General features: G+C 74.0%; 17 protein-coding genes and 1 pseudogene. 12 read left to right on the plus strand and 6 right to left on the minus strand.

What is annotated here, in order from left to right:
- Positions 1-29: 29 nt before the first annotated feature.
- Complete coding sequence (locus ACGFI1_RS30550; protein WP_392790299.1) at positions 30-2,417, plus strand: family 20 glycosylhydrolase; 2,388 nt, start codon at positions 30-32, stop codon at positions 2,415-2,417.
- 100 nt (positions 2,418-2,517) lie between these two features.
- Positions 2,518-3,432: a formylglycine-generating enzyme family protein gene (locus ACGFI1_RS30555; RefSeq protein ID WP_449202375.1), complete on the plus strand. Its 915-nt coding sequence runs from the start codon at positions 2,518-2,520 to the stop codon at positions 3,430-3,432.
- Between the two features lie 7 nt (positions 3,433-3,439).
- On the opposite strand, the gene ACGFI1_RS30560 is transcribed toward ACGFI1_RS30555, so the two are convergent.
- The gene (locus ACGFI1_RS30560; protein ID WP_392790302.1) at positions 3,440-6,688 is read right to left on the minus strand and encodes a BTAD domain-containing putative transcriptional regulator; all 3,249 of its coding nucleotides are present in this window, start codon (positions 6,686-6,688) and stop codon (positions 3,440-3,442) included.
- A gap of 84 nt (positions 6,689-6,772) precedes the next feature.
- On the opposite strand from ACGFI1_RS30560, the gene ACGFI1_RS30565 reads away from it, so the two are divergent.
- Positions 6,773-8,080, plus strand: coding sequence for an FAD-binding oxidoreductase (locus ACGFI1_RS30565; RefSeq protein ID WP_392790305.1), 1,308 nt, complete (start codon positions 6,773-6,775; stop codon positions 8,078-8,080).
- A 124-nt stretch (positions 8,081-8,204) separates the two neighbouring features.
- Positions 8,205-8,585, plus strand: coding sequence for a DUF3592 domain-containing protein (locus ACGFI1_RS30570; protein ID WP_392790307.1), 381 nt, complete (start codon positions 8,205-8,207; stop codon positions 8,583-8,585).
- Here the strand turns inward: ACGFI1_RS30570 and ACGFI1_RS30575 are convergent.
- Positions 8,582-10,156: an AMP-binding protein gene (locus ACGFI1_RS30575; RefSeq protein ID WP_392790310.1), complete on the minus strand. Its 1,575-nt coding sequence runs from the start codon at positions 10,154-10,156 to the stop codon at positions 8,582-8,584. The two genes, ACGFI1_RS30570 and ACGFI1_RS30575, sit on opposite strands and share 4 nt — an antisense overlap.
- Positions 10,157-10,207: 51 nt before the next feature.
- Positions 10,208-11,140 (minus strand): oxygenase MpaB family protein, encoded by a 933-nt coding sequence (locus ACGFI1_RS30580; RefSeq protein ID WP_392790313.1) that lies wholly within the window; start codon positions 11,138-11,140, stop codon positions 10,208-10,210.
- An 86-nt stretch (positions 11,141-11,226) separates the two neighbouring features.
- Between ACGFI1_RS30580 and ACGFI1_RS30585 the strand changes: the two genes are divergently transcribed.
- From ACGFI1_RS30585 to ACGFI1_RS30600, 4 genes and pseudogenes are all read left to right on the plus strand, one after another.
- On the plus strand, positions 11,227-11,844 hold the full coding sequence (locus tag ACGFI1_RS30585; protein WP_392790316.1) for a TetR/AcrR family transcriptional regulator: 618 nt from the start codon (positions 11,227-11,229) through the stop codon (positions 11,842-11,844).
- A 68-nt stretch (positions 11,845-11,912) separates the two neighbouring features.
- A complete protein-coding gene (locus ACGFI1_RS30590; RefSeq protein WP_392790319.1) occupies positions 11,913-12,620 on the plus strand; it encodes a trimeric intracellular cation channel family protein in 708 nt (235 codons plus the stop codon).
- Positions 12,617-13,291: pseudogene (locus ACGFI1_RS30595) on the plus strand (amidohydrolase); the annotation flags it as partial. The gene ACGFI1_RS30590 and the pseudogene ACGFI1_RS30595, both read left to right, overlap by 4 nt.
- A 67-nt stretch (positions 13,292-13,358) precedes the next feature.
- The gene (locus tag ACGFI1_RS30600; protein ID WP_392790322.1) at positions 13,359-13,883 is read left to right on the plus strand and encodes a peptidase dimerization domain-containing protein; all 525 of its coding nucleotides are present in this window, start codon (positions 13,359-13,361) and stop codon (positions 13,881-13,883) included.
- Positions 13,884-13,950: 67 nt separating this feature from the next.
- Here the strand turns inward: ACGFI1_RS30600 and ACGFI1_RS30605 are convergent, their stop codons facing one another.
- The 3 genes from ACGFI1_RS30605 to ACGFI1_RS30615 form a co-directional block, all read right to left on the minus strand.
- The gene (locus tag ACGFI1_RS30605) at positions 13,951-14,844 is read right to left on the minus strand and encodes a glycoside hydrolase family 19 protein (RefSeq protein WP_392790325.1); all 894 of its coding nucleotides are present in this window, start codon (positions 14,842-14,844) and stop codon (positions 13,951-13,953) included.
- A 15-nt stretch (positions 14,845-14,859) separates the two neighbouring features.
- Entirely contained in the window at positions 14,860-15,381 is a 522-nt protein-coding gene (locus ACGFI1_RS30610; protein ID WP_392738836.1) for a lytic polysaccharide monooxygenase auxiliary activity family 9 protein, read from the minus strand.
- 337 nt (positions 15,382-15,718) lie between these two features.
- A complete protein-coding gene (locus ACGFI1_RS30615) occupies positions 15,719-17,545 on the minus strand; it encodes a rhamnogalacturonan lyase (protein WP_392790328.1) in 1,827 nt (608 codons plus the stop codon).
- A 139-nt stretch (positions 17,546-17,684) separates the two neighbouring features.
- Here ACGFI1_RS30615 and ACGFI1_RS30620 point away from each other — a divergent pair, with 139 nt between their 5' ends.
- The 4 genes from ACGFI1_RS30620 to efeB all read left to right on the plus strand — a co-directional run bounded on the left by ACGFI1_RS30620 (position 17,685) and on the right by efeB (position 20,774).
- Positions 17,685-18,323, plus strand: coding sequence for a hypothetical protein (locus ACGFI1_RS30620; RefSeq protein WP_392790331.1), 639 nt, complete (start codon positions 17,685-17,687; stop codon positions 18,321-18,323).
- Positions 18,324-18,409: 86 nt separating this feature from the next.
- The gene (locus ACGFI1_RS30625) at positions 18,410-19,096 is read left to right on the plus strand and encodes an SCO family protein (protein WP_392790333.1); all 687 of its coding nucleotides are present in this window, start codon (positions 18,410-18,412) and stop codon (positions 19,094-19,096) included.
- The gene (locus ACGFI1_RS30630) at positions 19,093-19,554 is read left to right on the plus strand and encodes a copper chaperone PCu(A)C (RefSeq protein WP_392790335.1); all 462 of its coding nucleotides are present in this window, start codon (positions 19,093-19,095) and stop codon (positions 19,552-19,554) included. The genes ACGFI1_RS30625 and ACGFI1_RS30630 overlap by 4 nt, the downstream gene beginning before the upstream one ends.
- Entirely contained in the window at positions 19,551-20,774 is a 1,224-nt protein-coding gene (gene efeB, locus ACGFI1_RS30635; protein WP_392790338.1) for an iron uptake transporter deferrochelatase/peroxidase subunit, read from the plus strand. The genes ACGFI1_RS30630 and efeB overlap by 4 nt, the downstream gene beginning before the upstream one ends.
- Positions 20,775-20,776: the final 2 nt, after the last annotated feature.

The raw sequence follows: 20,776 nt of genomic DNA on the forward strand, positions 1-20,776 counted from the left end.
CGGACCGCCGATGAGGAGGCACCACCCCCATGCCCCGTCCCCCCATTCGACGTAAGCGCACCTTGGCGACCGCCGCGGCGGCCGCCCTCACCCTCACCGTCCTTTCCCCGCTCGCCGCCTCGGCCGAGACGCCGGACGCCGACCCCGTCAACCTGGCACTGGCCGGGACGGCGACCGCGTCCAGCGTCGAGCTCGACCGGGACTCGTTCGCGGCGTCCCAAGTCAACGACGGCGACACCGGCACCCGGTGGTCGTCGAAGTACGCCGACGACAACTGGGTGCAGGTCGAGCTGGCCGCCGCCGCGAAGATCGACCACGTCACCCTCGTCTGGCCGAACGCCTGCGCCCGCGACTTCGCGCTCCAGACGTCCGCCGACGGCGTCGCCTGGACGACCGTGACCCGGTCGCAACGCGACACCTGCCCCCGCACCGACACGATCGACGTCGGGGCGACCGCGAAGTTCGTCCGCATGCAGGGCTTCCAGCGCTGGGCGTCGTACGGCTACTCGATCTCGGAGTTCCAGATCTGGGACCGTCCCGCCCCGCGGTCGCTCGGGCTCGTGCCGAAACCCGTCTCCGTCGCCGAGGCCGACGGGCCCGGCTACCGGCTCGACCCGGCCGCGTCCATCGCCGCGATCGGGGACGGCGCGCAGGCGCCCGCCACCTACCTGGCGAAGGTGCTGCGGCCGTCCACCGGCTACGAGCTGCCGGTCGTGACCGCGCGGAAGGGGCGCGGGCAGATCGTCGTCAGGGTCGGCTCCGGGCTCGGGCCGTCCGGGCGGCCGGAGGGCTACGCCCTCAAGGCGAACCCGGCGAAGGTCACCATCGAGGCGTCCACCGCGAACGGCGCGCTCAACGGCGTCCAGACCCTGCGGCAGCTCTTCCCGCAGTGGGTCGAGTCGCCCGCGAAGGTCCGCGCGGACTGGACGGTGCCGCAGGTCGAGATCACCGACTACCCGCGGTTCGCGCACCGCGGCATGATGCTCGACGTCGCCCGCAGCTTCTACCCGGTGGACGAGGTCAAGAAGTACATCGACGCCGCCGCCCAGTTCAAGATCAACCGGCTGCATCTGCACCTGAGCGACGACCAGGGCTGGCGGATCGCGCTCGACGCCCCGGCGGAGAACCCGTCCGGCATCGACTATCCGAAGCTGACCTCCGTGTCCGGCCGCACCGCCATGACGTACAACGACGGCGGCCAGCAGATGGGCACCGAACTCGGCGTGACCGGCTTCTACACGAAGGCCGACTACCGCGAGATCGTCCGGTACGCGGGGGCGAGCGGCATGACCGTCGTGCCCGAGATCGACATGCCCGGCCACACCAACGCCGCGCTGCACGCGATCCCGCAGCTCAACAGCGCCGGGTCCAAGCCCGCGCTGAAGCCCGGCGAGACGACCGTCCCGGCGAACGGCACCCCGAACGTCGGCTACTCGTCCTTCGACGCCGCGAACCCGGCGACGTACGAGTTCACGAAGCAGGTCCTCACCCAGATCGCGGAGCTGACGCCCGGCCCGTACCTGCACATCGGCGGGGACGAGTCGCACAGCACCAGCCACGCCGACTACACGACGATGGTCGACGCCTTCACCGGCCAGGTGGACGCGCTCGGCAAGACGGTCGTCGGCTGGAACGAGACCGCCGGGACGTCGCTGCCGCAGGGCAACGCCGTCGTCCAGTTCTGGAACGGCAACCGGAACGCCGTCGCCAACGCGGTCACGTCCAGGGGCGCCAAGGTCATCCTGTCCCCGGCGGGCAACACCTACGTCCCGCAGAAGCAGGACTCCCGGCAGCCGCAGGGCGGCACCTGGGCGTGCGGCGGGCCGTGCGGCCTCGACCGGCACTACGGCTGGGACCCCGGCACCTACATCCCCGGCATCTCCGAGGAGAGCGTGCTCGGCGTCGAGTCGGCGCTGTGGGGCGAGTTCATCCGGCGGCTCCCGCAGGCGCAGTACTACAGCTACCCGCGCCTCGTCGCCACCGCCGAGGTCGGCTGGACGCCGCAGGCCAAGCGGACCTACACCGACTTCACCGGGCGGCTGGCCGCGGTCGGCGGGCGGCTGACGCTCCAGGGCGTCAACTTCTTCCCGACCTCCGACGTGCCGTGGCCGGCGGCCGCGCTCGGCGCCGACCGGACCGTCCCGGCGGGCACGCCGGCCGGTGCGGCCTGGACGGTCACCGCGCCCGCCGCCGGAACGCTCACCGGCACCGTCCGCTGGAGCGACGGCGTCGAGGAGGACGTCACGCTCACCACGTCCCGCGCCGCCAGCATCCCGGACATGCGCGGCAACGCCGCCTTCACCGCCGTCTCCGACCGGACGTTCGACGCGCCCGGGACCTACACCGCGACCCTCACGATCCGGCCGCCGTCCGGCCAGGCGCCCGTGGAAGCGCCGCTGACCCTGACCGTCTCCTGACCCTGACCGTCTCCTAGACCAGTGGGGGGGGGGGGGGGGGGGCGGGGGCCCCGCCCCCCCCCCCCCCCCCCCCCCCCCCCCCCACGCCAGACCTGGAGCCATGACCCCCAACGACCTCCCGGCCTGCTGCGCCGCCTCCCGCGCCGCCTCACCCGGCGCCGCGCGGGAGGCGGCGGCGCTGCCGCAGCTCGCCGTCCCGCGCCCGTCCGCCCCGGCGCCCACGCAGATGATCGCCCTCCCGGGCGGCACCTTCCGGATGGGCAACGAGGACGCCAAAGCCAACCCCTACGACGGGGAGGGGCCCGTCCGGGACGTGCACGTCGGCCCGTTCCGGATCGACCCGCACACCGTCACCAACGCCGAGTTCGCCCGGTTCGTCGACGCCACCGGCTACCGGACGGAGGCCGAGCACTTCGGCTGGTCCTACGTCTTCAAGGGCCTGCTGAGCCCCGAGGCGGCGGACGCGGCCCCGTCACCGGCCGGGACGCCATGGTGGCGGGCCATCGAAGGCGCCACGTGGAACCGTCCCGAGGGGCCCGACAGCGACATCGGCGGCCGCCCGGCGCATCCGGTCGTCCACGTCTCCTGGAACGACGCGTCCGCGTACGCGGCCTGGGCCGGGAAGCGCCTGCCGACCGAGGCCGAATGGGAGTACGCCGCGCGCGGCGGCCTCGACCAGGCCACCTACCCCTGGGGCGACGAACTCGACCCGGACGGCGAGATCCGGTGCAACATCTGGCGGGGCGCCTTCCCCGACCAGCACGACGGGCGTCCCGGACCCGTCGCCGTCGACTCGTTCGAGCCGAACGCCTACGGGCTCTACAACACCGTCGGCAACGTGTGGGAATGGTGCGCCGACCCGTTCACCCCGTCCGGTGACGCGCGCGCGATGCGCGGCGGCTCGTACCTGTGCCACGACTCCTACTGCAACCGGTACCGCGTCGCCGCCCGCACCGCCAACACCCCCGACTCCAGCACCGGCAACACCGGCTTCCGCTGCGCAGCCGACGCCTGACGCACCTCTAGAGATACGCGCCGCTCTGGGACTCCCAGTAGGTGAGGCCGAGGCGCCGGTGCACCTGCTGGGCCGCGCGGGCGTGCGCGCGGGCGGCGTCCTCGTCGCCGAGGGTCCGGGCCAGTTCCGCCAGGACGAGCCGGGTCGAGCCCCAGCAGCACGTGCCCATCCCCGCCACGACGAACTGATCGGCGTACGGGCTGAGGCGCTCGTAGAGGTCGCGGGGGTCGGGGGTGCCGAGGCGGGCGGCGACCAGGCCCCAGACCGGGAGGAGGAAGTCGGCCACCCAGTCGTCGGGGACGTCCGTCCCCCACCGGCCGATCAGCTCGCGGGCCAGCGCGGGACGGTCCGCCTCCACGGCCGCGAGGACGGCGACGGGCCGCAGCGGGACGAGGTGCGGCTCGGCGGCTGCGGTCACCAGCTCGTCCAGGATCTCCGGGGCGCGGCCCTGAGCCCGGCGGCACGTGAACGTCGTGACGAGGCGGCGGAAGGCGCTGCCCCAGACCGTCGACCCGAACCGCATGTCGCCGTACCGGGCGAGCAGGTCCTCGGCGTCGTCCCAGCGCGCGTCGAGGGTGCTGCGCGCGGTCTGCGCGATGCGGACCATCGACTCCAGCTGGGGCCCCGGAGCCGCGCTCAGCAGCGCCTCGCACCGGGCCAGCTCCCGGTCCCAGCCGGGCAGGTCGCCGTCGCGCAGCAGGCAGGACATCAGGAAGACCCGCGCCATCACCTCGCCGCTCGCGGGCAGGCCGGGCAGCTCCGCCAGCTCGGCGGCCACCGCGCGGCGCGCGGCGTTGCGGCCGGGCCGGAACGCGGCGAGCAGGTAGTTGTTCATCGCGCGGGCCAGCAGCGGCGCCTCGCCGGTCTCGCGGGCGATGCCGACGGCCGCGGCGGCGTGGCGCTCGCCTTCGGCGCTGCGCGGGCCGTAGTGCAGCTCCAGGGCGAGGGCGCCGAGGAGCTCGGCGCGGGCGGCGTCGGGGAGCGGGCCGTCCAGGAGGTCTTCGATGGCGGTGACCATGGCGGCGTCGACCACGCCGTAGGGGCGCCAGTTCCACAGGGACGGTCCGCCGATCGCCGTGACGGCCGCGATCAGCGTGTCCCGGTCGCCGGTCTTGCGGGCGAGGTCGATCGCCTGCTCCCAGGCGCGGCGCGCGTCCTGCGGCTTCCCGGCGCTGCGGAGCGCCTGCCCGAGTTCGGTGAGCAGCCGCGCGCGCTCGTCGTCCCGCCCGTGCGGAAGGGCCCGCAGTGCCATCGCCCAGAAGTCGGCGGCCTCGGTGTAGGCGAGCTGGCCGGACGCGTGCCCGGCCGCGCGCGACGCGTACTTCACGGCCTTGTCCGCGCCGCCGAGCGCGCGCGCCTGCACGAAGTGGTGCGCCAGGGTCGCGGCCTCGGCGTCCGGCAGGACGGGTTCCAGCGCCTCCCCGGCGCGCAGGTGCAGCCGCGACCGCTCCAGCCGGTCGAGCCCGGCATAGAGCGCCTCCTGGACGAGGGCGTGCGAGAACCGGTAGTCGGGCCCGGACGGCGGCTCGACCAGCAGCCCCGCCGCGACGGCCGGCTCCAGCGCCGCCATGACCTCGGCGGCCGTCGCGTCCGCCACGGCCTCCAGCAGCCCGACGCCGACGTCCCGGCCGGCGACGGCGGCGGCCCCGAGCATCGCGCGGGTCTCCGCCGGCAGCCGGGCGGCGCGCCGCTCGATCACGATCCCCACCCCGGCCGGCACCGCCGCCAGGTCGCCCCCGCCGCCGCGCAGCCGCAGGACTTCCTCCAGGTAGAAGGGGTTGCCGCCCGTCCTGCCGTGGAGCGCGGCGACCAGGCCCGGCTCCTCGGTGATCTTCTGGGCGCGCAGGTAGGACGCCACGTCCCCGGCGGTGAACGGGGGCAGTTCAAGCCGCTCCCCGGACCGCGCCAGCACCGCCAGCGCGTCGCGGAGGTCACCGGGATGGTCGCCGGGTTCCGGACGGCACGTGACGAGGACGAGCAGCCGGTGCCGCGCCGCCGACTCCGCGACGAAGCGCAGCAGCCGGAGCGAGGACGCGTCCGCCCAGTGCAGGTCGTCCAGGACGATCGCCAGCGGCGCTTCTCCGCCGGTCAGCGCGTCCACGACCCGCTCGTACAGCCGGAACAGCGCGTCGCCGGGGTCCTGGCCGGGTTCCGGGGCGGAGAGGGTCTCGGCGCCCGCCCCCGCGTCGCGGAGGATCTGTGTCCATGGCCAGAAGGCCGGTGCGGTGCCGTCCACGCAGCGGCCCCAGGCGACGCGGAAGCCGCGCGCCCCGGCCAGGTCGGCGGCGGCGCGGGCGAGCCGGGTCTTGCCGATCCCGGCCTCACCGCTGATCAGGACGGCACCGCCCCGGCCGCGTCCCGTCTCGTCCAGCACCGCCGCGACGCGCGCCAACTGCGCGGACCGGGCGACGAGCGAGTCCTCGTGCGCTTCCACGGCGGGCGGTGCGGGACGGCGCAACTCCGGCGCCTGGTCGAACACGGCCCGCTCCAGTTCCCGCAGCTCGGGCCCAGGGGTGAGGCCGAGGTCGTCGGCGAGCCGCGTCCGGACGCGGCGCAGCGCGGCGAGCGCGTCGGCCTGCCGCCCGGCCCGGTAGAGCGCCAGCACGAGCAGGGACCAGGCGCGCTCCCGGTACGGCCCGTCCTCGACGAGCGCCTCCAGCCCGGGGATCAGGGAGGCGGCCTCCCCGAGCGCGAGGCGGGCGTCGAAGCGGTCCTCCAGCGCGGCGGCGCGCACCTCCGCCAGCCGACTCACGACGGGCTGGGCGAACTCCTGGTCGGCGAACTCGCCCACGGGATCGCCGCGCCACAAATCGAAGGCCCTGTCCAGGATCTCGACGGCCTCCCGGTGGGCGCCGCGCGACAGTGCCGCCCGTCCCTCGTCCGCCAGGGCGGTGAACCGCCACAGGTCGACCCGCTCGGGCGGGACCGCGAGCAGGTAGCCCGGTTCGCGGGTCAGCAGGACGCGCGGCGGGGTGCGCGGCGGCCGGTCCGGCTCCAGCACCTTCCGCAGGTGCGCGATGTAGGCGCGCAGGGTGGGGGTCGCTCCGGCGGGCGGCTCCCCGGCCCACAGCTCGTCGATCAGCCGGTCCAGCGACACCACCCGGCCGGGTTCGAGCGCGAGCATCGCCACCAGCGCGCGCTGCTTGCGCGTCCCCAGGTCGAGGACTCCCCGTTCGCCGTCGGCCACGGCGAGCGGGCCGAACAGCCGGATCTCCAGCGCCCCCACAGCCCTCCCCCAGAACACTCGAAAGCTCACATTACGGCACCTCAATCCGACCCCAGCCCGATCCCAACCGCCGGGCGCGACAGTGAAGCCATCACACCGACGGAAGGACGAACGATGAGCATCGGGGACGAACTGCGGGCCATGGTGACCGGCACGGTGACGGCGGCGGGCGAGGACGGGTTCGAGCGGGCGCGGCGCGCCTGGAACCTCGCCGTCGACCAGCCCGTCCGGGCGGTGGTCGAGGCCGCCGGCGCCGACGACGTCGCCGCGCTGGTCCGGTACGCCCGGCGGGCCGGGCTGACCATCGCGACCCAGCCGAGCGGCCACGGCGCCACCGGCAACACCGGCGAGGTGATCCTGCTGCGCACCGCCCGCCTGGACGAACTGCACATCGACCCCGCCCGCCGGACCGCCCGCGCCGGCGCGGGCGTCCCGTGGGGCCGCGTCCTGGAGGCGGCGAGCCCGCACGGCCTCACCGGCCTGGCCGGCAGCAGCCCGGTCGTCACCGTCACCGGCTACACCCTCGGCGGCGGCCTCAGCTGGTTCGGCCGCAAGCACGGCTTCGCCGCCGCCTCCGTCCGCGCCTTCGACGTCGTCGACGCCGCCGGGGAGCGCGCCCGAGTCACCGCCGACGACGACCCCGACCTGTTCTGGGCCCTGCGCGGCGGTGGCGGCGACTTCGCCATCGTCACCGCGATCGAGTTCGACCTGCACCCGGCACCGCACCTGTACGGCGGCCGGATGCTGTGGCCCGGCGCCCACGCCCCCGCCGTCCTGGACGCCTACCGCGACATCACCGCGACCGCACCGGACGAGCTGAGCGCCTGGTACGAACTCCTGCACTTCCCCGGCGCGGACCCGATGGTCGCGGTCGACGCGACCTTCCTCGGCGCGGGCGGCGACGCCGAGGCCCTGCTGCGCCCGCTGGAGAAGATCCCCGGTCGCCTCGCCGACACCCGCGCCGTCCTGCCGCCGGCGGCGCTCGGCTCCATCACCGCCGAGCCCACCGACCCCGGCCCCGGCCTGTCCCGCGCCGAACTCCTCACCGGCCTGGACGACGAGGTCGCCGCCGCCCTGCTGGAACGGCCGATCGCCCCGCTCCTCAGCGTCCAGCTCCGGCATCTCGGCGGGGCGCTCGCCCGCCCGTCCGGCACGCCCGCCGGGCACCTGGACGAGCCGTTCGCCCTCTACATGTTCGGCATCCCCGGCGCGGACGGCGGCGCCGCCGTCCGCGACCGCCAGCGGGAGATCGCGGACGCGCTCGCCCCGCACGTCACGGGCCGCAAGCCGTTCACCTTCCTGGCCCCGGGAGAGCGCGCGGCAGCCGCCTTCACCGCCCCGGCCTTGGAGCGGCTCCGGACCCTCAAGCGGGCCCGCGACCCGCGCGGGACGTTCCGCAGCAACTTCCCCGTCCTCGGCTGACCCGACGCGACAACCGGACACATTGCGCCAATCACCGCCCAATCCGGAACACATGATCGCCGCGCCGCGTCGAACCGGTGTGGTGAGGACGAGGCCGCGGCTCCGGCGCGGCGTTCATGTGGGCTTGGCGTTCGGTGCCGTGGCGCTGGGGCTGATGGCGGTGACCTGGGGCGGCGGCGCGGTCGCCGCCGCCCTGGATCAGTGGGGCAAGCACAAGGTGACCGCGCAGGTGCTGTCCGTCCACGCGCACGAGTACCCGAAGTTCCTCAGCATCCGGTACACCACCCGCGACGGCCGGAAGATCCTGACCGTCATGGACGAGCGGCACGCCGAGGACGTGGAGAAGGGCGCGAAGATCGAGGTCCTCTACGACCCCGACGACCCCGAGGAGGCGCAGCGGTACCAGGACGTCAAGTCGGCGCCGCTCGTGGCGCTTCCCCTCGCCGCCGGCTCGGCGGTCCTCGGCATCGCCGCGTACCGGCTGCGCGGCAAGCCCGCCACCTAGCCGATCTTGGTGTCGCGGGACGCCCAGTACGGGTCGCGCAGGCGGCGCTTCAGCGTCTTCCCGGACGGGTTGCGGGGGATCTCGGCGATCCGGTCGAAGCCGCGCGGCGTCTTGTAGGCGGCGAGGTGCCCCCGGCAGAACTCGCGCAGCTCGTCGTCCGCGACCTCGTCGTCCGCGACCTCGGCGCCCGGGGCCAGGACGATCGCCGCGTGCACCGACTCGCCCCACTCGTCGGACGGGATCCCGAACACGGCCGCGTCCGCCACCGCGGGATGCGCGGTCAGCACCGCCTCGATCTCCGCCGGGTAGATGTTCATCCCGCCGGAGATGATCATGTCGGCGCGGCGGTCGCAGATGTAGTAGAAGCCCTCCTCGTCGCGGTAGGCGATGTCGCCGACCGTCAGCCAGTCGCCGTGGCTCGCGTCCCGGAACTTGCCCCCGGCCTTGTAGTAGTCGTTGAAGGTCGCGGCGCCGCGCACGTACAGGTCGCCGGGGACGTGCGGCTCCTCGACGGGCCGCCGGTCGGCGTCGAAGAGCGCGATCTCGACGCCGGGGGCGGGCCGGCCGCAGCTGCCCGGCTTGCGGAGCTGGTCCTCGGGCCGCAGGATCGTGTCGACCCCGAGCTCGGTGGAGCCGTACACCTCGAACAGCGACCCGTCGCCGATCAGCTCGATGTAGCGGCGCTTCAGCTCGAACGGCCACGGCGCGGCGTTGGCGATCATCCGGCGCAGCGAGGACAGGTCGCGGCCGCGGACCGTCTCCGCCGGCAGGTCCACCACCCGGCGGATCGGGGTCGGCGCGGAGAACGTCGCCGTCACCCGGTGCCGCTCGACGAGGTCCAGCCATCGCTCCGGGTCGAAGTCGCGCATCACGACCACCGTCCCGCCCATGAGCTGGACGATCAGCATGAAGCTCATCGGCCCGGAATGGTAGAGCGGCCCGGTCGTGAGGTACACGTCGCCGGGCTGGAAGCCGATCTCGGTGACCAGCCCGAGGACGAGCGCCGGGTCCGGCTCGGCCCGCACGACGCCCTTCGGCTTGCCGGTCGTCCCGGACGTGTAGAACATCGAGGTCCCGGCGGCCGGGTCGGCGCCGCGCGGCACCGGCTCGGTGTCCGGGCTCGCGGCGGCGAGCGCGTCGAGCGGGGACGCCCACCCCGGCACGTCCCCGCCCGCGCGGCCCCAGGCCAGCCAGGCGCGGACGCCCGCGACCCGGCCGGACGCCTGCTCCAGCTGGCCGGCCTGCTCTCCGTCGAACACCACCAGGGCGGCGTCGGCGTTCTCGACGACGTAGGTCGTCTCCTCCGGGCTGAGTCGGTAGTTCAGCGGGACGCCCACGGCCCCGCACTTGCGCAGCGCCGCGATCAGCGCGACGACCTCGGTGCTGTTGCGGCCGCACCACACGACCTTGGTGCCCGCCCGGACGCCGTGCTCGATCAGCAGGTTGGCGTACCGGTTCACGAGCGCGTTGAACTCGGCGTAGGTGAGGCGCCGGTCGTCCTCGATGACCGCGGTCTTGTCCGGGGTGGCGGCGGCGAACTGGGCGAGCGGGTCCTGGGCGGGTGCGGTCACGGTGATCGGCCTCCTGATCGCCTGCTTCGAACGGTCACATCGGACGGGCGCTCACATGGGACGGTGGGCGAGGGCGCGGTCCAGGCGCTCCTGGGCGCGGGCGGCCTGCCGGGCGCGGTAGGCGATCGGCATGTACCGGACGCGTTCCGGCAGCAGCGGCGTGCTCCGCCCGATGACGCGCGCGGCGAGCCGCAGCCGGCGCTCGTCCGACGCGGTCCAGGACAGGCCGAGCTTCGCGCGCGCCGCCTCCGGAAGGGTGCCGATCGTGATCAGCCGTCCGAGCCGCCCGCCGGCCTCGCTCAGCGGCGCGACCGCCGGGCGCAGCGGCCGCGGCACGTTCGGCGGCACCTGGCTCATCTGCGCGAGCACCTCGTACGCCACCTTGTGCGGGACGAGGGTGTTCGCCACCATGTCGTCGAAGTACTCCCAGTACTCGGGGATGCTCGCCGGGAGCATCCGCTCCGGCACCCGCAGGATGCGGCCGAGCTGGAGGAACTCGTCGAAGATCTGCTGCTCCTCCTCGGGGGTCATCGGCGCGGGCGCGAAGTACTTGGACGCGGTGACGGCGGCGTAGAAGCCGGTGAGGTGCACCCACGCCCACGGCTCGGCCGACAGCGCGTGGTGGCGCCGCCCGTCCTCGTCCACCGCGCTGAGCGTCTTGTGCATCTCGCGCAGCCGCCGCCCCTCCTCGATGGCGGTGCGGCCGCCGTACACCCAGGTCTGCACCGAGGCGAAGCTGCGCGCCGCGCGGCCGAGCGGGTCGGTGCGGAAGCTCGACCGCCGGTCGACGACGGTCCCGATCGCCGGGTGCATGACCTGCAGGATGAACACGCTGTTGCCCGCGATCGCCGACGTGTAGAGCCCCATCTGCTCCCACAGCAGCGACCCAGGTCCGAACGGGACGGGCTCGCCGGGGCGCTCCCTCTCGGCCCCGCCGTCCGGGTCGGCGGGCGGGCTCGCGGGCGTCCCATCGGTCACCGTCATCTGCGCTACCTCCTGACGAAGCGACTGGGTTAAGCTAAACGCGAATAAGTAGTCGCTTACAAGTCGCGTTTCGGGAGGACCGGCCGATGGCCTCCTCACCTGGGCTGTCGCCCCGCAGGATCCCCTCGCAGGACCGTTCGCGCCGCACCGTCGAACGCATCCTGGAGGCCGCCACTCGCGTTCTGTCCGAGCGCGGCTACGACGGCGCGTCCACCAACCGGATCGCCAAGACCGCCGGAATCAGCAACGGGTCGCTGTACCAGTACTTCCCCAACAAGGACGCGATCGTCATCGCCGTCCTGGACCGGTTCGCCGACCGTCTCGCCGACCGGCTCGGCGCCGAGATCGAGACCACGATGAGCCTGCCCTGGGAGGACGCCGGGCGGGCGCTGCTGGACGTCCAGATCCGGCTGTTCGAGGAGAACGCCGACCTGCTGCGCATCATCGTCGAGCAGGTGCCGCGGCTCGGCCCGTTCGACAAGCTCGCGGCGCTGCAGCGGCGCCTGACCGACCTCGTCCGCGTCTACCTGCTGCTCAACCGGGCCGAGTTCCGCCCCGACCTCGACATCGACGCGACGCTGTGGATCATCACCGAGACCGTCGGGCTGCTGTCCATCAAGTACGTCCTGGACCGGCCGCCCATCCCGCACGAGCGGATGGTGGACGAGCTCGCCGACCTCGTCATCGGCTACATCCGCGGCTGACCGGGCGCGATGGCCCGCGCCGTTCGGGGCACGTCCATGATGGAGGGCCGAAGATCGGGAGGGCGGACGTGGCCGAGTGGCTGTCTCCGGAGACGCTCAACACCATCACGCGCTATCTCGACCTGGCCGGGGTGCTCGCCTGCGGGCTGCTGGGCGGCGTGGTCGCGCGCGCCGAGGGCCTCGACCTGTTCGGCTACCTCGTCGTCGGCACCATCTCCGGGCTCGGCGGCGGCATCATCCGCGACACCCTGCTCCAGCACGGCACCCCGGTGGCCCTGACGGACGCCGCCTACCTGCCGACCGCGTTCGCGGGCGCGTTCCTCGCGTTCCTGATCAGCCTCAGCGAGGAGCAGTGGGACCGGCTCTTCACCCCGCTGGACGCCGCCGTCATCAGCTTCTGGGCGGTGGCGGGCGCGCAGAAGACCCTCGCCGCCGGCCTCGGATGGTTGCCCGCGGTGCTGCTGGGCACCATCACCGCCGTCGGGGGCGGCGCGGTCCGCGACCTGCTGCGCGGCCGGGTGCCGAGCGTGCTCGGCGGCAACGCGCTCTACGCGACCGTGGCCGTGGCCGTCGCCGCCATGTACACCGTCTGCTTCTACCTGAAGGCGCCGACGATCGGGATCATCGTCGGGATCCCGCTGGGGCTGGCCTTCCGCATGATCGCCCACCGCCGCGGCTGGCAGCTTCCCGGCGGGCTGGCGCTGGAGCAGTCCACCGCGCTGCGCAGGGTCCGGCGCAGGAGGCGGCGCGGAACGCGAAGGGGGGAGAGGCCATGACGACCACCGACACCGTCGACACCGTCCTCGCCGGGCTGGACGACGCCCGCCCGCACCTGGAGGACTTCTACACCGACCTCCACGCGCACCCTGAACTCGGCCTGGCCGAGCACCGCACGGCCGGACGGGTGGCCGAGCGGCTCCGAGCGTGGGGGTACGACGTCACCGACGGCGTGGGCGACACCGGCGTGGTGGGCGTCCTCGCCAACGGCGACGGCCCGACCGTGCTGCTGCGCGCCGACATGGACGCCCTCCCGGTCAAGGAGGACACCGGTCTCCCCTACGCCTCGACCGCGACCGTCACCGGCGACGACGGGCGGCCCCAGCCCGTGATGCACGCCTGCGGGCACGACGTCCACGTCACCTGCCTGCTCGGCTTCGCCCGCCTCATGGCGGACGCGCGGGACGCCTGGCGGGGCACGGTCATCCCGCTGTTCCAGCCGTCCGAGGAGAACTCCGCCGGTGCGAGCGCCATGGTGAAAGACGGCCTGGCCGACCGGATCCCGCGTCCCGACGTGGCGTTCGCGCAGCACGTCCTGCCCTACCCGGCCGGGTACGTCGGCGTACGGCCCGGCCCGTTCCTGTCCGCCGCCGACAGCCTGCGCATCACCCTGTACGGGCGCGGCGGCCACGGCTCCATGCCGCAGGCGACCGTCGACCCCGTCGTCATGGCGGCGATGTGCGTGCTGCGGCTGCAGACGATCGTGTCCCGCGAGGCTGACCCCCACCACCCCGGCCGTGGTGACCGTGGGCGCCGTCCAGGCCGGGTCGAGCCCGAACGTCATCCCCGACACGGCCGTGCTGCTCGTGAACATCCGCACCTACGACGACGCGACGCGGCGGCACGTCCTCGACGCGGTGAAACGCCATGTCAGCGCCGAGGCCGCGGCCTCCGGCGCGCCGCGCGAGCCGGACATCGAACGCTTCGGCACCTTCCCGCCGACCGTCAACGACGCCGACGTGGCCGGACGCCTCGCGCGGGCGTTCGCCGCCCGCTTCGGCGACGACTCCCACGAGATCGAGTTGCAGACGGCCAGCGAGGACTTCAGCGAGATCCCCAAGGCGCTGGACGCGCCGTTCGCCTACTGGGGCATCGGCGGCATCGACCCCGCCCGCTACGCCGAGGCCGCCGAGCGGGGCACCGTCCAGCGGGACGTGCCCGTGAACCATTCGCCCCAGTTCGCCCCCGTCATCCAGCCCACGCTGGACACCGGCGTCACCGCCCTCACCGTCGCCGCCCTCGAATGGCTCGACACGCACTGACATGCGCTGACACGGGACGGCCCGCGCCCGGGGTGCCGGGCGCGGGCCGTCCGTCCGTCCGCGGGCGTCAGCAGGTCAGGTTGCCGCCGGCCGGGACGCCGAGGATCTGCGTGAACCGCTGGTAGGCGTTCACTCGGCTCTGGACCTGCGCCGGGTTCCTGCCGTCGCATTCCAGGCCGCCGTTGATGCTGCGGATCGTCTCGCCGAAGCCGCGTCCGTTGACCATGGCGCTGTGCCCGGTCATGGTCCCGGGACCGTTCTGGGTCATCCAGTACCAGAGACCGGTCTTCCAGGCCACGGACGCGTCCCGCTCGACGAGCCACGGGTTGTTCAGCAGGTCGATGCCGAGGGCGTCGCCCGCCGCCTTGTAGTTGAAGTTCCAGCTCAGCTGGATCGGACCGCGGCCGTAGTAGGCCGCCTGACCGGCCGGGCACCCGTACGGCTGACTTGCGTCGCAGTAGTGCGGGTAGTTGCCGGTGTTCTGCTCGACGATGTGGACGAGACCGCCGGTCTCGTGATTGACGTTGGCCAGGAAGGCCGCCGCCTCCTGCTTCTTCACCGTGTCGCCGCCCGTGGTGGCGAAGGCGGGGAACGACGCCATCGCCGCGGTCAGGCCGCGGTAGGTGTAGAAGGAGTTGCGGCTCGGGAACATCTGGTCGAACTGGGCCTCGCTGACCACGAAGCCGGAGGGGTCGGGCGGATCGGGCGGCTCGGTGGAGCCGCCGCCGCACGTCCCCTGGTCCGTCCAGACGTAGGCGCTGCCGGGGGTCTCGTTCTGCGTCCACCACCGCGCCGCCCAGTTGTGCCCGTTGTAGGACACGGTCGCCCCGCCGGTGTAGGCGGGCGAGGCGTTCCAGGCCGCCGCGCAGTCCGCGGCGGCGGCGGGCGGGGCGGGCAGGACGGCCGGCAGCACCCCGGCCGCGAGCAGCACGGCGGCGAGCGCCGTCAGGAAGCGGTGCACCTCGTCACTCCCCCGTCACTGGACCTGGACGTCGACGCAGGCGTAGAAGGCGTTGGCGGTGTCGGCGATGTTCCAGACCGCGAGCACCTTCTGCCGCCCGCTGACGCCGCCGAGGTTGACGCTGTGGGAGACGCTGGACGGCGGCTGCTGGTCGTGGCCGTCGACGACCGCGACGCGCCGGCCGCCGACGTAGTACTCGTAGTTGAGGGTGCGGTGCCGGGCGGTGAACGTCCAGGTGAAGGTCACCGTGTTGCCGACGGTCGTGGCACGCCACGGCAGGCTGTCGTCGTCGAGCTCGCGGAAGCGGGCGTTGCCGCCGCTGCAGCTCCGCAGGCCCTTCGGCCCTTCGACGCTCTGCGGCTCCCACTGGATCGAGCCGCACTGGACGATGCGCTGCGCGCACTGGGCCTGCCGGCTCATCGGGGCCGAGACGTAGCCGTGGGCGAGGGCGGCGGTCGCCGGGAGGACGACCGCGACGAGGGGGGCGACTCCGAGGCCCGCCGCGACGGCGGCGAACCTGCGTGCTGGCTTCTTCATGGCGGGGGGTCCTTGGGTGAGCGGGGTGGTCATGGACGCGCGGCTGCCACCCGGCGATGGAGGGGAGCGGGGCATGGGAGACTCCATCGGATAGGAAACTTTCCTATTGGTTAGGCGCACGGTAACCCGCCGTCCGCCTGCGTTCAACCCTCCGTCGGGACGGCCGCCCCGGGCGCGGCATGACCAGCCCAGGCAGGAAACCGAACCAGACCGGCGCCGTTCCGAAGATTGGCGGGATCTGCCGACGGACGAGCCGGGGTTCGGCACTTTTCACGCGCGCACGAGGAAGCCGGCCGTCGCGCCGACGGCCGGCCGGGTGAAGGGGGGAGCGTCCTCGTCAGCGCACGTAGATCTGCGGCTGCGCCGGAGCGGACATGCGGTCCCCGAGGAAGAAACTCGGGTGCGGCGGCTGGTTGTAGGCGGTGTTCTGCCAGGCCAGGCCGGTCCGGTACTGCGTGTCGTGCAGCAGCGTGTAGATCTTGCGGTCGGTGACGTCCCGGGTCGTGTAGATCCGGAGCCGGGTGTCGTCACTGGACGGCCAGACGACCTCCTCGCGCCAGTCGCCGAGGATGTCGCCGCTCAGCGACGGGACGGCCTTGGTGCCGTTGTTGGAGTGCACGCCCGACCCGGTCAGCAGCCGGGCGTCGCCGGACGACCCGTACTTGTCGATGTGCGTCCCGTCCAGCAGCTCGCGCACCGGGTCGGCGTCCCACCAGGCGAGGAAGTTGGCGGACGACGGCTTGCGCCCCGCGTTGTTGCCGGTGACGCTGCGCAGCTCGGACACCGAGGACGACCAGAACTCGGCACCGATCCGTCCCGTCCAGATGTCGCCGGCGACGCCCCGGCCGTTGTCGCAGCACGCTGACGTCTGCCACAGCACCTGCCCGTTGTGCGGGTCGATGTAGAGCGACGACGGCTGGCTCGACGACTCGCTGACCTTGAAGTACTCCAGCCCCGGCCGCGCCGGGTCGAAGTCCCCGAGGTGCTGGGCGTCGCCGTGGCCGGTGCGGGTCGTCCACAGGCCGTAGCCGTTGTCGTCCACCGCCATCGCGCCGTAGACGATCTCGTCGCGGCCGTCCTGGTCGATGTCACCGACGGACAGGCTGTGCGAGCCCTGCCCGTCGTAGCCGCGCCCGGTGTTGGTGGAGCTGTTGGTGTCGAACGTCCAGCGGCGGGTGAAATGCCCGTCCCGCCAGTCCCAGGCGGCGATCACCGTGCGGGTGTAGTAGCCGCGCGCCATGATCAGGCTGGGCCGGGTGCCGTCCAGGTAGGCGGTGCCGGCGAGGAACCGGTCGACGCGGTTGCCGTACGAGTCGCCCCAGGACGCGACGTTGCCGCGCGCGGGCACGTAGTCGACGGTCTGCAGCGCGGCGCCCGTCCGCCCGTCGAACATGGTGAGGAACTCGGGGCCGCTGAGGATGTAGCCACTGGAGTTCCGGTGGTCGGCGGAGGCGTTCCCGATGGCCCTGCCGGTGCCGTCGACCGTGCCGTCCGCCGTCTTCATGGCGATCTCGGCGCGGCCGTCGCCGTCGTAGTCGTACACCTGGAACTGGGTGTAGTGCTGGCCGGCGCGGATGTTGCGGCCGAGGTCGATCCGCCAGAGGCGGGTGCCGTTCAGCCGGTACGCGTCGATGTAGACGTCGCTGGTGTAGCCGCTCTGGGAGTTGTCCTTGGAGTTGGAGGGGTCCCACTTGAGCACGATCTCCAGGCGCCCGTCGCCGTCGAGGTCGCCCACGCTCGCGTCGTTGGCGCTGTAGTCGGAGCCCGGCCGCTGGATCGGGACGTCCAGGTACCCGTCGCCGAAGCGCAAGGACGCCTCCGACGCGGCGCCCTCGCTCCCGTTCACGATCGGCCGGACGGTGTACGAGGCGTCCGCGGGCGCGCCCTGGTCCCAGTAGTTCGTCGAGCCGGTGACGGTCGCGATCCGGGACGACCCCCGGTACAGGGCGAACGCGGTGGCGGACGGGTCGGTGCCGAGCAGCCGCCATCCGACGTAGTTGCCGTCGCCGGAGCGGACGCTGATCAGGCCGCGGTCGAGGTCCTCGGCCTGGCGGGCGGCGGCGGCGAGCGACGCGGGCGCGGTGGCGACCGCGCCCGGCACGGCGGCGGCGACCGCGCCGGCGAGGACGGCGGGCAGCAGGAGCAGGCGGCCTGTGACTCTCACGGCGACTCCCTCGGGGGGTGAGGCGGGGGGCTTTCCACACGCCAGAAAGCGCTTTCAGTCGAACGTAAGGACGCCCCGCGCGCCCCGTCAACGCCCCTTTCACCATCAACCACCACCCATGTACTACGGTTCGTAGTACATGGGTCCGGACACCGCGAGCGACAGGGAGCGCGCCGACGGCGGCATGCGGCTGCTGAGGTCGGCGGCGTTCGCCGGCGTGTGCACGGCCGTGTCGGCGTCCGCGCACGCCGCGGCCTCCGGGACCGGACTCCCGTGGTGGACGCTCGCGGCCGGCTGGGCGGGCACGCTCTGCCTGGCGGCTCCGCTGGCCGGGCGGGAGCGGTCGCGGCCCGCCATCATCGCGATGCTGCTGTGCGGGCAGATGGTCCTGCACGCGGTCTTCTGCGCGGGCCAGCAGCGGGCGATGCGGAACGCCCCGGCGATGCCCGGCCACCACGGCGGCAGCGTGGAGCTGATGCCCGGCCCGGACATGTTCGCCCTGCACCTGGCCGCCGCGTTCCTGCTCGGCTGGGTCCTGCACCGCGGCGAGCGCGCCGCCTGGCGGATGGTGCGGCTCTCGCGGCGGACGGCCGGCACCCTCGCCGGTCCGCTGGCCGCGCTCCTGACCGCGCTCTTCGCGCGGCTCCCCCTTCTCCGCCCCCTGGACGTGCGCGTCACGGCGCGCCGCCGCACCGAGGACGAGACCGGACGGGGCGAGACCCCGCTGCTCGACCACGCCGTGGTCCGGCGCGGGCCGCCCGTCCCGGCGATGGCCTGAGCCGACCCTGATACGCCGCGCCCGGAGGCGCTGCGTGCTCGCCCATGCGTCGCCGACGCTCCTCACTCCCTCTCCTTGGAGGCTTCATGCGTGCCCTTCTGCACGCCTCCCCCCGGACGGCCGTGCCCGTCCGGATGGCCGCCGCGGTCGCGGCGGTCTCGGCGCTCTCGCTCGCCGTGTCCGCGTGCGGCGGTTCCCCGGCCGAAAGCCGTCCGGCCGCCGCGACGACCGCGTCCCCGTCCTCGTCCGGTACGGCGATCAAGCTCGACCGACCGCTGGCGAAGCCCGCCCTGGCGCTGACCGACGACCGGGGCCGCCCGTTCGACCTGGTGAAGGCGACGGCCGGCAGGCCGGTGCTGCTGTACTTCGGCTACACCCACTGCCCCGACGTCTGCCCGACGACACTGGCCGACATCGCCAACGCGGTGAAGGAGCTGCCGGCGGCCGACCAGCGCAAGCTCCAGGTCGTCTTCGTGACCACCGACCCGGCCCGCGACACCCCGAAGCGGCTGCGCTCCTGGCTCGCCGCGTTCGACGCGCGCTTCATCGGGCTGAGCGGCGACTTCACCGAGATCCAGCAGGCGGCGCGGGCCCTCGGCATCGCCGTAGAGAAGCCGGTGAAGAACGCCGACGGGAGCTACGAGGTCACCCACGGCGCCCAGGTGCTGGCCTTCTCGCCCGCCGACGACAAGGTCCATCTGGTCTACACGTCCGGGACGACGACGCGGCAGTACGCCGCCGACCTCCCGAAGCTCATCGGGGGGACGGTATGAGGCGCCCGGCCGCCGCGCTCGCGGCCCTCGCCCTCGCCGCCGCCGGAACCGCCGCCTGCGCCTCGGACGCCGAGGAGGCCCCGGACGGCCCGCGCCTCACGGTGAGCGGCGCGTACGTGAAGGAGCCGCCGATGAGCGACATGGCGGCCGGCTACTTCACGATCGCCAATACCGGACGGGATGACGACACCCTGACCGGCGTCACCAGCGACCTCGCGAAGCACGTCACCGTCCACACCACGAAGCCGAACGGGGCGATGGCCGAGGCCGGTCCGCTGACCGTCCCGGCGGGCGGCCGGCTGGTGCTGAGCACCGGCGGCTACCACGTGATGTTCATCGGGCTGACCCGCAAGCCGGTGACCGGCGAGACCGTCACGATGACGCTGCGGTTCGCGACCTCGTCCCCCGTCACCGTGCAGGCGCCGGTGCGGCCCGCGTCCTACCGGCCCGCCCGATGACCGCGCCGAAGGGGATCACCCGGCGGCGGCTGCTCGGCACGGCGGGCGGCGCCGGGGCCGCCGGGCTGGCCGCCGGCGGTCTCGCCGGGTACCGGCGCCCCGGCGACGCCGGGACGCCGATCACCGCCGTCGGCGGCACGGCAGTCCCGTTCCACGGGCGCCACCAGGCCGGGATCCTCACGCCGCTCCAGGCGTGCGGGCATCTCGCCGCGTTCGACCTGCGGCCCGGCGCGGGCCGGGCCGCCGCGGCGGCGCTGCTGCGCCGCTGGTCGGCGGCGGCGGAGGCGATGGCGGCCGGGCGGCCGCCCGCCGGGGACGACCAGGTCGCCCGCGACGCCGGACCGTCCTCGCTGACCGTGACGTTCGGGTTCGGCCGCTCGTTCTTCGGCAAGACCGGACTGGCGGACCGCATGCCGGACGCCCTGGTGGAGATGCCGCCCTTCTCCGCCGACGCGCTCGACCCGGCGCGCGGCGGCGGCGACCTGTGGGTGCAGATCGGCGCGGACGACCCCCTCGTCGCCGTGCACGCGCTGCGCATGCTGGAGAAGGGCGCGGCGGGGACGGCGGAGGTCCGCTGGATGATGAGCGGTTTCGGCCGGGCGCGGGGAGCGACCGGGCGGCCGATGACGATCCGCAACCTGATGGGCCAGCTCGACGGCACCGGCAACCCGGACCCGTCCGACCCCGGCTTCGACCGGGCGGTCTTCGTGCCGGACGCCACCGGCCCGCACGCCTGGATGAACGGCGGCTCGTACGCGGTCGTCCGGCGCATCCGGATGCTGCTGGACGCTTGGGAGCGGCTGCCCGCCGCGCGGCAAGAGCGGGTCATCGGCCGCCGCAAGTCCGACGGCGCCCCGCTGTCGGGCGGGACGGAGCAGACCCCGGTGAACCTGGCGGCGCTCGGGCCGGACGGGTCGCTCGCCATCGCCGGGGACGCCCACGTCCGGGTGGCCGCGCCGGCGTCCAACGGCGGCGCGACCATGCTGCGGCGCAGCTTCTCCTACCACGACGGCCTCCGCCCGGACGGCGCCCCCGACGCCGGGCTGCTGTTCGTCGCCTGGCAGGCGGACCCGACGGCCGGCTTCATCCAGGTGCAGCGCAAGCTGGACGGCGCGGACGGCCTCACCCGCTTCCTGCGGCACGAGTCCAGCGCGATCTTCGCCGTGCCCGGCGGCGCCCGTCCCGGCGGCTATGTCGGGCAGGCGCTGCTGGAGGCTTGACC

The sequence above is a fragment of the Actinomadura geliboluensis genome (assembly GCF_043197915.1).
Lineage (GTDB): Bacteria > Actinomycetota > Actinomycetes > Streptosporangiales > Streptosporangiaceae > Spirillospora > Spirillospora geliboluensis.